The organism is Brevundimonas diminuta ATCC 11568, assembly GCF_000204035.1.
GTDB lineage: Bacteria > Pseudomonadota > Alphaproteobacteria > Caulobacterales > Caulobacteraceae > Brevundimonas > Brevundimonas diminuta.
The window spans coordinates 2498904-2509274 of record NZ_GL883086.1 but is presented as its reverse complement, the minus strand read 5'-3'; the positions used below and the strand labels follow the sequence as shown (position 1 = coordinate 2509274).

12 protein-coding genes and 1 pseudogene are annotated in these 10371 nt (G+C 69.4%); 5 read left to right on the top strand and 8 right to left on the bottom strand.

The window, feature by feature from the left end; translation table 11 throughout:
• From BDIM_RS16120 to glpK, 4 genes are all read right to left on the bottom strand, one after another.
• Nucleotides 1-146: SDR family NAD(P)-dependent oxidoreductase (locus BDIM_RS16120; RefSeq protein WP_040346454.1), on the bottom strand; the 146-nt coding region annotated here is incomplete at its 3' end.
• A 10-nt stretch (nt 147-156) separates the two neighbouring features.
• Nucleotides 157-633 carry an Rrf2 family transcriptional regulator gene (locus tag BDIM_RS16115; RefSeq protein WP_003166623.1) on the bottom strand — a complete coding sequence of 159 codons (477 nt, stop codon included), beginning with the start codon at nt 631-633 and terminating at the stop codon, nt 157-159.
• An 88-nt stretch (nt 634-721) separates the two neighbouring features.
• Nucleotides 722-1810: a phosphotransferase family protein gene (locus BDIM_RS16110; protein WP_003166622.1), complete on the bottom strand. Its 1089-nt coding sequence runs from the start codon at nt 1808-1810 to the stop codon at nt 722-724.
• A complete protein-coding gene (glpK, locus tag BDIM_RS16105) occupies nt 1807-3318 on the bottom strand; it encodes a glycerol kinase GlpK (protein WP_248601227.1) in 1512 nt (503 codons plus the stop codon). The genes BDIM_RS16110 and glpK overlap by 4 nt, the downstream gene beginning before the upstream one ends.
• Nucleotides 3319-3363: 45 nt before the next feature.
• On the opposite strand from glpK, the gene BDIM_RS16100 reads away from it, so the two are divergent.
• Nucleotides 3364-4338, top strand: a complete 975-nt coding sequence (locus tag BDIM_RS16100) for a threonine ammonia-lyase (protein ID WP_003166620.1) — start codon at nt 3364-3366, stop codon at nt 4336-4338.
• Nucleotides 4339-4392: 54 nt separating this feature from the next.
• Nucleotides 4393-4848, top strand: coding sequence for a MaoC family dehydratase (locus BDIM_RS16095; protein ID WP_003166619.1), 456 nt, complete (start codon nt 4393-4395; stop codon nt 4846-4848).
• Between the two features lie 52 nt (nt 4849-4900).
• Here BDIM_RS16095 and BDIM_RS16090 read toward each other — a convergent pair whose 3' ends face one another.
• Together BDIM_RS16090 and BDIM_RS16085 are read right to left on the bottom strand one after the other, a co-directional pair.
• Nucleotides 4901-5833 carry a Gfo/Idh/MocA family protein gene (locus BDIM_RS16090; protein WP_040346452.1) on the bottom strand — a complete coding sequence of 311 codons (933 nt, stop codon included), beginning with the start codon at nt 5831-5833 and terminating at the stop codon, nt 4901-4903.
• A 5-nt stretch (nt 5834-5838) separates the two neighbouring features.
• Entirely contained in the window at nt 5839-6999 is a 1161-nt protein-coding gene (locus BDIM_RS16085) for a DegT/DnrJ/EryC1/StrS family aminotransferase (RefSeq protein ID WP_003166618.1), read from the bottom strand.
• 200 nt (nt 7000-7199) lie between these two features.
• Here BDIM_RS16085 and BDIM_RS16080 point away from each other — a divergent pair, with 200 nt between their 5' ends.
• From BDIM_RS16080 to BDIM_RS18645, 3 genes and pseudogenes are all read left to right on the top strand, one after another.
• Nucleotides 7200-8309 (top strand): AGE family epimerase/isomerase, encoded by a 1110-nt coding sequence (locus BDIM_RS16080; protein ID WP_003166617.1) that lies wholly within the window; start codon nt 7200-7202, stop codon nt 8307-8309.
• A complete protein-coding gene (locus BDIM_RS16075) occupies nt 8306-8815 on the top strand; it encodes a D-glycero-alpha-D-manno-heptose-1,7-bisphosphate 7-phosphatase (protein WP_003166616.1) in 510 nt (169 codons plus the stop codon). Before BDIM_RS16080 ends, BDIM_RS16075 begins: the two co-directional genes overlap by 4 nt.
• Before the next feature lie 62 nt (nt 8816-8877).
• Nucleotides 8878-9772 (top strand): annotated as a pseudogene (locus BDIM_RS18645) (alpha/beta fold hydrolase).
• Nucleotides 9773-9821: 49 nt separating this feature from the next.
• On the opposite strand, the gene BDIM_RS16065 reads toward BDIM_RS18645, so the two are convergent.
• Nucleotides 9822-10046: an alkylphosphonate utilization protein gene (locus BDIM_RS16065; RefSeq protein ID WP_003166615.1), complete on the bottom strand. Its 225-nt coding sequence runs from the start codon at nt 10044-10046 to the stop codon at nt 9822-9824.
• Between the two features lie 63 nt (nt 10047-10109).
• Nucleotides 10110-10371 (bottom strand): DUF4168 domain-containing protein (locus BDIM_RS16060; RefSeq protein ID WP_040346451.1); only part of this gene is annotated, 262 nt, incomplete at its 5' end.

Sequence of the window (10371 nt, the reverse complement as noted above, 5' to 3'; positions counted from 1 at the left end):
AGCTCCGCGGCCAGGGCCTGAAGCGGCCCTTCGCGCCGGGCGGTCAGGATCAGGTCATGGCCCCGCGCCGCGCAGACGCGCGCCAGGGCGGCGCCGATGCCCGCCGAAGCCCCGGTGATCAGAACGGTGCGACGCCCCTCCCCCAAGAACGCCTCGTCAGGCCGCGTCGGCGTTGGGGCAGCACGGATGCGGCGCGAACGGACGCAGCACCTCGGAATCTTCGGCCAGCAGGTCGGCGATGGTGATCTTCGACAGGGCCGCGCCCGCCGCCTGATCCGCCGCCGTCAGGGCCTTGGCCACCTGGCGCGGAATATGCTCGCCCACTGGGCAGCCCTTGGCCCCGGCGGGCGGCGAACCCAGCTGGGCGCAGCCGTTCACCGCCTTCAGCACCTCATCCAGGCGAATATCCTCGGGCCGCCGCAGCAGCCACGACCCGCCCGACGCGCCGGGGCGCGTGGCGATCAGGCCCGCCTTGGCCAGCAAGGCCGTGACCCGGCGGATCACCACCGGATTGGTCGGCACCGAAGCCGCCAGGACGGCGCTCGGCTCGGCCTCGGTCGCCGCATAGGCGCCCTTGTGGGCCAGATAGGCCAGGGCGTGGGCGGCGACGGGAAAACGTTGGCTGTCAGACATCAGGGTTCATGCTCCTGATGGGAAGGTAGGCCTTCCGAGGGCGTTTCACAAATCGATCCGTAACAAAAACTGTTTCCATATAGCTCCGCTAGGCCCCGGCCCTGCGCGCAAAGCCCCAGGCCGCATCCGAAAGCGGGCCGACCTGGGCCGCCATGGCCTTCGCATGGGCGCTGGCGGCGGTGCCGTCGCGCACCCGTCCAGCGATGCCCTGACAGATGGCCGCCAGCCGGAACAGATTATAGGCGAACAGCCAGTCCAGGTTCGTCGGCGCCGCCGTCCCGGTCTTCTGCGCATAGCGCTCGACCGTCTCCTCGACCGAAGGAACGCCCAGCGCCTTCAGGTCCGCCCCCGCCAGGCCGTTGCGCAGAGACGCCGGAATGACCCAGGCGATCAGCAGATAGGAGAAGTCCGCCATCGGGTCGCCCAGGGTCGACAGCTCCCAGTCCAGCACCGCCCGCACCTTCGCCTCGGCCGGATCGAGGATCAGATTGTCGAGCCGGAAATCCCCATGCACGATCCGCGTCGGCCCCTCGGGCGGCAGGCTGTCGGGCAGGAAGCCGATCAGCCGATCCATGGCCGCGATCGATTCGATCTCGGAGGCGCGATACTGTTTGGTCCAGCGTCCCACCTGACGGGCGAAATAGTTCCCCGCCTTGCCGTAGTCGGCCAGGCCCACAGCCTCCGGCTCCAGCCGGTGCAGGGCCGCCAGCGTATCGACCTGGGCGTCATAGACGGCGCGGCGCTCCGGCGGGGTCAGGCCGGGCAGCTTCAAGTCCCAGAAGATGCGCCCCTCGACCTTCTCCATGACGTAGAAGATGGAGCCGACGACGCCATCATCCGTACACAGAGCATAGGGCCGCGCGACCGGAAAACCCTGGGCGTGCAGGGCGGAAATGACGGCGAACTCCCGGTCCACGGCGTGGGCGCTGGCCAGCAGCGCGCCCGGCGGCTTGCGACGCAACACATAGGCCCGGCCCGGCGTGGTCAGCTCATAGGTCGGGTTGGACTGGCCGCCCTTGAATTGACGGATGGTCAGCGGCCCGGCGTAACCCTCGACGTTCGCCGCCAGCCAGGCGTCCAGCGCCGCCTCGTCCAACCGATGGCGCTCGTCCACCTCGCGCGTGCCCGAAAACGCAGTTTGAGCGTCCAATGCCTGTGAATCCGCGGCCTCGGTCATTCCCCCTCCTCCGGCTGGGCGGCGATGATGGCCGCCCGAACCGCGCCGCGCCAGCCCTTGAGCAGCCGCGCCCGCTCCTCGGCCCCCATGCGCGGGGTCCAGACGGCGGGCGCCTCGGCCGGTGCGGTCCACAGGGCCTCGGTCAGGCCTACGCCATAGGCCGCCAGCCGCGCCGCCCCCATGGCCGTCATTTCCTGGAAAGCCGGCCGTTCGACCTCGACCTCGCAGATGTCGGCGACGAACTGCATGGCGAAGGCGTTGGCGGTGACGCCGCCGTCGACCTTGAGCCGCTTCAGCGGCGGCGCTCCGTCCTTCGTCAGGGCGTCCAGCAGGTCGCGGGTTTGATAGGCCAGGCTCTCCAGCGCGGCGCGGACCATGTGCGCCGGTCCGCTGTCGCGGGTCAGGCCGACGACCGTGCCCCGCGCCTCCGGCTCCCACCACGGCGCGCCCAGGCCGGTGAAGCCGGGGACCAGATAGACCCCGCCGTTGTCCTTCAACATCTGGGCCATCGCCTCGGACTGGCGCGAGTCCGACAGCACCTTCAGCCCGTCGCGCAGCCACTGGATCGCCGATCCGGCCGAAAAGATGGACCCCTCCAGCGCATAGGCGGCTTCACCTCCCGCCGCATAGCCCAGCGTCCCCAGCAGCCGCGAGGTCGAGGCCACCGGCGCCGCCCCGACATTGGCCACCAGAAAAGCGCCGGTGCCGTAGGTGATCTTGGCGTCCCCCGCCGTCAGCGCCCCGTGTCCGACCAGCGCCGCGTGCTGATCCCCCGCCGACCCATGAATGGGCAGGGCGCGCCCCAGCAGGGACGCATCGGCCTCGCCCAACAGGGCGTCGCAGTCGCGGATTTCCGGCAGAGCCTGCATCGGCACGCCGAACAGGTCGCACAGATCCTGTCGCCATGTGCGCGTCGTCAGGTCCATCAGGCTGGTGCGGCTGGCGTTGGTGGCGTCGGTGACGTGGCTGTTTCCGCCGGTCAGCTTCCAGATCAGCCAGGCGTCGATGGTGCCCAGCTTGACCTCGCCCCGCGCCGCCCGTTCGCGCGCGCCGGGCACGGCGTCCAGCAGCCAGGCGTATTTCGAGGCCGAGAAATAGGGGTCGAGGATCAGGCCCGTCGCCGCCTGCACCGCTGCCTCATGCCCTGCCGCCGCCAGCTTGCCCGTGGCCTCAGCCGTACGCCGGTCCTGCCAGACGATGGCGCGGTGCAGGGGCTCGCCGGTCGCCGCGTCCCAGATCACCGAGGTCTCGCGCTGATTGGTGATGCCGATGGCGGCGAAGCGGCCGACGCCGCCCGCCTTCCTGACCACCTCGCGACAAGTCTGCAGCGTCGCGCGCCAGATCTCGGCCGCGTCATGCTCGACCCAGCCCGACTGCGGGAAGTGCTGCGCCAGCTCGATCTGGCTGACGGCGACCGCATGAAAGGCCCCCTCGGGCGAGACCTCAAACGCGATCGCCCGCGTCGAGGTCGTGCCCTGGTCGATGGCGAGGATCATATTTGCTTGCATGATGTGAGTTATGCAGAGCCTGCGCTGCGACGTAAGAGGGAAGCCATGCATACGCCCAGTTTCCAAGGCGTCGTCGACGCCGCCCGCCAGATCGCCCCCGCCGCCGTCCGCACGCCGCTGATTGAGCACCCGGCCCTGAACGAAGCTGTCGGCGGCCGTGTGCTGATGAAGGCCGAGACGTTTCAGGTGGCGGGCGCCTTCAAATTCCGCGGCGCCTACAACCGCGTCAGCCGCCTGACCGAGGAAGAGAAGACGCGCGGCGTCGTGGCCTATTCATCCGGCAACCATGCGCAGGGCGTGGCGGCGGCGGCCAAGGCCATCGGCACGCCCGCCGTCATCGTCATGCCGTCGGACAGCCCGACGGTGAAGGTCGAGGGCGTGCGCGCCTTTGGCGGCGAGGTCCGCTTCTACGATCGCTGGACCGAAAGCCGCGAGGCCATCGGCGCCGAGATCGCGGCCGAGCGCGGCTCGGTGCTGGTCCCGCCGTTCGACGATCCCTTCATCATCGAGGGCCAGGGCACGGTCGGGCTGGAGATGCTGGAGCAGGCGGGCGTGCCGATGGACCAGCTGCTGTGCGGCGCCTCGGGCGGCGGCTTGATCGCCGGGATCAATCTGGTCATGGCCGAACAGAGCCCCGCCACCCGCGTCATCGTGGTCGAGCCCGAAGCCTTCGACGACACCCGCCGCTCGCTGGAGGCGGACGCCCGCACCGCCCATCCGCAAGGTTCGCCGTCCATCTGCGACGCCCTGATGGCGCCCATTCCGGGCGAACTGACCTGGCCGATCAACCGGCGCCTGGCGGGCGCCGCGACCGTCACCGACGCCGAGGTGGCCGAGGCCATGCGCTTCGCCTTTCGCTGGCTGAAGCTGGTCATCGAGCCGGGCGGCGCCGTGTCGCTGGCGGCCCTGCTCTCGGGCAAGGTCGCGGCGAAGGGACTGACCACCGGCGTCGTCCTGTCGGGCGGCAACGTCGACCCCGGCCTGTTCAGCGAAATCATCGAGGGACGCTTCGAGGGGTAGGCCTTGCCTCCGCCCCCTCCCCGCGCAAGGCTGGCGCAAACGGGAGGGCGTCACATGACCAAGGCCAGCGAACTTCAATCCCTGATCGGACAGGAGGTCGGCGTCAGCCGCTGGTTCGCGCTGGATCAGGCGCGCATTGACGCCTTCGCCGGACTGACCGAGGACGAGCAGTTCATCCACGTCGATCCCGAGCGCGCCAAGGCGACGCCCTTTGGCGGGACCATCGCGCACGGCTTCCTGACTCTCAGCCTCGCCTCGGCCATGAGCATGGATGCGGTCGCCCCGCTGGATGATCTGGTCATGGGGGTGAACTACGGCTTCGACCGCCTGCGCTTCCTCGCCCCGGCGCCGTCGGAATCGCGCGTGCGCGGCCGCTTCAAACTGCTGTCGGCCGAGGATAAGGGCGGCGGCCGGTGGCTGCTGAAGCACGAACTGACCGTCGAGATCGACGGCGGCGACAAACCCGCCCTGATCGCCGAATGGCTGACGATGCAGGTGGTGAAGGCCTAGAGCCTCCCGCTCATCCCGGCGAGCGCCGGGGCGAGCGGAAATCCATGGGCGCCTATTCGCCCAGGCACCTCAGCGCCACTTCCAGATTGCGCAGGCCGTCCTCGCCGCTGACGGCCGCCGTCTCGCCGGTGCGGATGGCGTGGATGAAGGCCTCGTGCTCCTTCTTGAGCGGCTCGGCGGGCCAGGCGTTCAGCATCCGCGTCGAATAGGAGCCGTCCGGCTGCTGGCCGAAGAATTCCGTCACCTGACGGGTGATCAGGTCGGCGACGATGAAGCGGTTCTTGGTCGCCACCTGCAGGACGCGGGTCTTGTAGGGCGTGACCCAGTTGGTGGTGATGTGGGCGATCACCCCATTGTCCATGCGGAACTGCAGCAGGGCCGAGTCCTCGCGCGAGGCGTGCGCATGGCCCAGCAGGGACTGGACCTCGGTCATCTCCGACCCGGTCAGATGGCGGATGATGTCGATGTCGTGCACGGCCAGGTCGATGACCACCCCGACCTCGCCCATGCGCGGCGGGAAGGGGCCGACGCGGGTGATCTGGATGGAGATGATCTCGTCGCCGTCGATGGCGCGCTTGACGGTCTCGACCGCCGGGTTGAAGCGCTCGACATGGCCGACCATCAGCACGCGGTCATTGGCCCTGGCCGCGTCGATCATGGCCTGGGCGTCAGAGACGGTGGCCGCGATCGGCTTCTCCACCAGCACATGAACCCCGGCGTTCAGCAGGGCCACGCCAAGCTCGGCGTGATAGCGGTTCGGGGTGGCGATGACGGCGGCGTCCAATCCGGCGGCCACGAAAGCCTCGGCGGTCGTCACGGGGGTCGCTCCATAGGCGGCGGCCACGCCCTCGGCCGTCACGGCGTCCGGGTCGAAGACGGTCGTCAGTTCGACGTCGCGGAGTTCGGCCAGGACGCGGGCGTGGTTGCGGCCCATGACGCCGGCACCCGCGACGCCGACCTTGAGGGGGGTCTGGTGGATGGTCATGCGGATCAGGCCTTGAAGCTGGCGACGGCGGCGATGATGCGGTCCTGCGTCGCCGCGTCCAGATCAGCGTGCATCGGCAGACTGATCACCACATCCTTCAGCCGTTCAGTGACGGGCAGACCGCCCGCGCCGCGCGGATAGTGCTCATAGGCGGGCTGAAGGTGCAGCGGGATCGGATAATAGACCGCCGTCGGCACGCCCTGCTCCTTCAGGTGCGCGGCCAGGGCGTCGCGGTCGGAGTGCTCGACCGTATACTGCGCCCAGTTGGAGACATTGCCCGCCGGAACGTCCGGAACCTTGGCGACGTGGGGACGGAGGCCTTCGTTGTAGCGGGCGGCGGCGGCGTTGCGCCACTCGATCTCCTGCGCGAAGACCTTCAGCTTCTCGATCAAGACGGCGGCTTGGATGGTGTCCAGACGGCTGTTCAGGCCGATGCGCATGTTCAAATATTTGGGGTCATGGTCGAAGGTGCGGTCCTTCAGGTCCACCGCGACCGCCTTGCCGTGGACGCGGATGGAATCCATCAGCTGGGCCAGGTCGTCGTCGTTGGTCAGCACCGCCCCGCCGTCGCCGTAGCAGCCCAACGGCTTGGCCGGAAAGAAGCTGGTGGTGGTCACATCGGCCCATTCCAGCGGATGCGCGCCGTCGATGGTGCAGCCGAAGCCCTGGGCCGAATCCGAGATCAGCTTCAGGCCGTGCTTGTCGCAGATCGCCTTGATCGCCGGATAGTCGGCGGGCTGGCCGAACAGGTCGACGGCGATGACCACGCGCGGGGTCAGGCGGCCCTCGGCCGTGACGCCCTCGATGGCGCGCTCCAGCGCCGCCGGGTCCATGTTGTAGGTGTTCTCGTCCACATCGACGAAGACCGGCTCGGCGTCGAACCAGGGCACGACCTCGGCCGTGGCGGCGAAGGTGAAGCTGGGGACGAAGACGGCGTCGCCGCGCCCGATCTCCCAGGCCATCAGCGGCAGGGCCAGGGCGTCGGTGCCGTTGGCGCAGCCCAGGGCGTGCTTCGCCTTGCCGAAAGCGGCCAGGTCGGCCTCGAACTGGCGCACCTGCGGGCCCATGACCCAGGCGCCGCCGACGACGGCCTCCTGAACGGCGGCCTCGATCTTGCCGCCGAGGCGCAGACGCTGGGCCTGAAGGTCGATGAAGGGAATGGTCATTGCGATGTCGCTCTCTCGATGGGGCCGGCGCAGCGGGGAATCGTCTTCCGGGGCGCAGACGCGAAGGCGGGTCGTCTGTGTCAGCCTGCGTCCTAGCAAAGCGGCGGGGTGCTGAACAAACCCCCCGGAGTCACTTCGCGTTGCGCGATGCAACGAAAGGGCGGCTTGGCAAAGTCGGGAGCGCCGCCTAAGCCGGAGCCATGAGCTTCGACGCCGCCGCCAGGAACCGGGTCCATGACTGGCTGTTCGGCCAGGCCCTGCCGCTGTGGGCGGCGGCAGGGATCGACGATCAGGACCGCTTCTTCGAGAAGCTGGACTTCGACGGGCGGCCCGTCACGGGCGTCCCCCGCCGCACCCGCGTCCAGGCGCGCCAGACCTATGTCTTCATCCAGGCCGTCGCGCTGGGCTGGACCGAGGGCGAGCCCGTCGCCCGCGCCGCGCTGGACGCCCTGATCCGCAACAACCGCCGGGACGACGGCCTGTGGGTGCGCGCCACGGACGACGCAGGGGTCGTGATCGACGCCACGCCCGACCTCTATGACCTGGCCTTCGTCCTGTTCGCCCTGGCCGCCGCGCACCGCGTGCTGAAGGACGAACGGGCGCAGCCGCTGGCGCTGGAGACGCTGACGGCCATCCAGGCGCAGATGGCCGACCCGGTCCACGGCGGCTGGCAGGAGGCCCTGCCCCCGGTCTTGCCGCGCCGCCAGAACCCGCACATGCACATGCTGGAGGCCCTGCTGGCCTGGCAGGCGACAGCGCCAGATCCGACCTTCGAGGCAGCGGCGCGCTCGGTGCTGGACCTGTTCAACCGGCGCTTCTTCGACCGCGAGCATCTGATGCTGGGCGAGTTCTACGAGACCGACTGGAGCCCGCGCCCCGGATCCGAAGGTCAATGCATCGAGCCGGGCCACCACATGGAATGGGTCTGGCTGCTGGGCGAAGCCGCGCGTCTCGGCCTGCCGGACCTGAGCTCTCCCGCGCGGGCTCTCTACACCAGCGCCCTGACCTGCGGGGTCCGCGCGGATGGGCTGGCCGTGCGCGAGATCAACCGGATCGGCCAGGTCCGCGACGGCGGCGTACGCCTGTGGGCCCAGACCGAGCTTCTGCGCGTCCTGCATGCGCGCGCCGAACACCTCAGGGCGGCCGGATTGATCGATCGCCTGTTCCAGACCCACCTGGCCACGACGACGCCCGGCCTGTGGATCGACGCCTTTGACGCCGAGGGACGACCGCTGGACGCCGCCGTTCCCGCCTCGAGCCTCTATCACCTGACGACCGCCTTCTCGGCCCTGCTGACGGAGCCCGCATGACCCAGCGCCCCGCCGCCTTCCTCGACCGCGACGGCGTGCTGATCGTCGACAGCGGCTATCCGCACCGGCCCGATCAACTGGTGCTGATCCCCGGCGCGGCGGAGGCGGTGAAGCGGCTGAACGCGGCGGGCTACGTCACCGTCATCGTCACCAACCAGTCGGGCGTGGCGCGCGGCATGTTCAGCGAAGAGACCATGCACGACTTCAACCGCCGGCTGGTCGCGCGGCTGGCCGAAGGCGGCGGACGCATCGACGCCGTCTACGCCTGCCCCTTCCATTCTGAAGCGGCGGACGAACGCTATCGCCACCCCGACCACCCCGACCGCAAGCCCAATCCCGGCATGTTGCTGAGGGCCGCCGCCGAGCACGACCTCGACCTCTCCCGCTCGTTGATGATCGGCGACCAGCCGTCCGACATGGAGGCGGCGCGACGCGCGGGTGTGGCGGGCCACCGCTTCACCGAGGGCGATCTCGATCAATTCATCCGCAATCTGGCGCTCGCCTGATCGCTATTCCGCAATCGATGAATTAACGTCGCTCGAACGGAACTGCTGTTCGGAGACGATCCATGCCGATGACCACCCCGCTGGCCGACCGCTACGTCGAGCGGCGCTGGACCTCGCCGGACGGATTGAACCTCTACGCGCGCGACTACGCCCCGGCCGAAGGTCCGGCGCGCCTGCCGGTCATCGCCATCCACGGCCTGACTCGCAACAGCGCCGATTTCGGCGTCATCGCCGGCCTGATCGCCCACAGCGGCCGCCGCGTGCTGGCCGTCGACGTGCGCGGGCGCGGACGCTCGGACCGGGCGCCCGATCCCATGACCTATACGCCGGACGTCTATGCAAAGGATGTCGTGGCGCTGATGGAGCAGGCGGGGATCGAGAAGGCGGTCTTCCTCGGCACCTCCATGGGCGGGCTGATCACCCTGGCGCTGACGGCCATCAAGCCCAAGGCCATCGCCGCCGCCATCCTCAACGACGTCGGCCCCGAGGTCGCGGCCGAGGGCCTGGCCCGCATCGCCGCCTATACCCGGCCAGCCGGTCGTGATCGAAAGCTGGGACGACGCGACCGCCTACGCCCGCCGGATCAATGAGGCGGCCTTCCCCGACTATACGGACGCCGACTGGGCCGCCTTCGCCCGCCGCGTCTTCCGCGAGGAGACCGAGGACGCTCCGGTGCTGGACTACGACCCCGACATCGCGGCGCCGATCAAGGCGGCGGGGTCCAAGGCCCTGGTTCCCAACCTTTGGCCCTCGTTCCGGGCGCTGGCGCGCAAGAAGCCGACCCTGCTGGTGCGCGGCGGAACCTCGGACCTGCTCAGTTCCGCCATCGCCGACAGGATGAAGAAGGCCGCCCCCGCCATGGCCTATGCCGAGGTTCCCGGCGTCGGCCACGCCCCCATGCTGGACGAGCCAGAGGCGCGCGCGGCCATCTTCGAGTTTCTGGCGGAGGTGGGCTGAATCAGCCTGCTGGGCCTCAAGTAACGCGAAGCGCGGTAGGCCCCCTAAATTATGCCTTCTTCACGAACTCCGTGCGCAGGACCAGGCCGCGCACCTTCTCCACGTTGGCCTCGATTTCGTCGGGGTCGCCGGTCAGGCGGATGTTCTTGACCAGGGTGCCGCGCTTCAGCGTCACCCCGCCCGAGCCCTTGACCTTCAGATCCTTGATCAGGGTCACGCTGTCGCCGTCCGACAGGAGGTTGCCGTTGGAGTCCTTGGTGACGTCGTCGCTCATGATCAGTCCTGTCTGAATGGAAGAAGGGCCGCCGCATCAGCGACGGCCCTCGTTTCAACTGGCCTATTCCCCCTGACGCGCCTGGGCAAGGGCGATGCGCGCCTGAAGATGCTCGTCCTGGGCCGTAGCGGCGGAAATGGCGTTGAACCGCTCGATCTCAAGGCCCGAGTTCTGGATGGCGGCGGCCATCTGGGCTTGCTGTTCGGCGTTCGGCTGGGCGCCGTTCAGGGCGCGGGCGATGCCCGAGATCTCGCCCATGGCGGCGGCGAACTGACCGGCTTCGGCGTCGGTGACGCCGGCCCCGACCGAGCCGGGCGCGGACGGC

What these genes read in the sequence shown, in the direction of transcription:
- BDIM_RS16115 (WP_003166623.1), bottom strand. Translation starts at nt 633, where the DNA reads ATGTCTGACAGCCAACGTTTTCCCGTCGCCGCCCACGCCCTGGCCTAT.
- BDIM_RS16110 (WP_003166622.1), bottom strand. Translation starts at nt 1,810, where the DNA reads ATGACCGAGGCCGCGGATTCACAGGCATTGGACGCTCAAACTGCGTTT.
- glpK (WP_248601227.1), bottom strand. Translation starts at nt 3,318, where the DNA reads ATGCAAGCAAATATGATCCTCGCCATCGACCAGGGCACGACCTCGACG.
- BDIM_RS16100 (WP_003166620.1), top strand. Translation starts at nt 3,364, where the DNA reads ATGCATACGCCCAGTTTCCAAGGCGTCGTCGACGCCGCCCGCCAGATC.
- BDIM_RS16095 (WP_003166619.1), top strand. Translation starts at nt 4,393, where the DNA reads ATGACCAAGGCCAGCGAACTTCAATCCCTGATCGGACAGGAGGTCGGC.
- BDIM_RS16090 (WP_040346452.1), bottom strand. Translation starts at nt 5,833, where the DNA reads ATGACCATCCACCAGACCCCCCTCAAGGTCGGCGTCGCGGGTGCCGGC.
- BDIM_RS16085 (WP_003166618.1), bottom strand. Translation starts at nt 6,999, where the DNA reads ATGACCATTCCCTTCATCGACCTTCAGGCCCAGCGTCTGCGCCTCGGC.
- BDIM_RS16080 (WP_003166617.1), top strand. Translation starts at nt 7,200, where the DNA reads ATGAGCTTCGACGCCGCCGCCAGGAACCGGGTCCATGACTGGCTGTTC.
- BDIM_RS16075 (WP_003166616.1), top strand. Translation starts at nt 8,306, where the DNA reads ATGACCCAGCGCCCCGCCGCCTTCCTCGACCGCGACGGCGTGCTGATC.
- BDIM_RS16065 (WP_003166615.1), bottom strand. Translation starts at nt 10,046, where the DNA reads ATGAGCGACGACGTCACCAAGGACTCCAACGGCAACCTCCTGTCGGAC.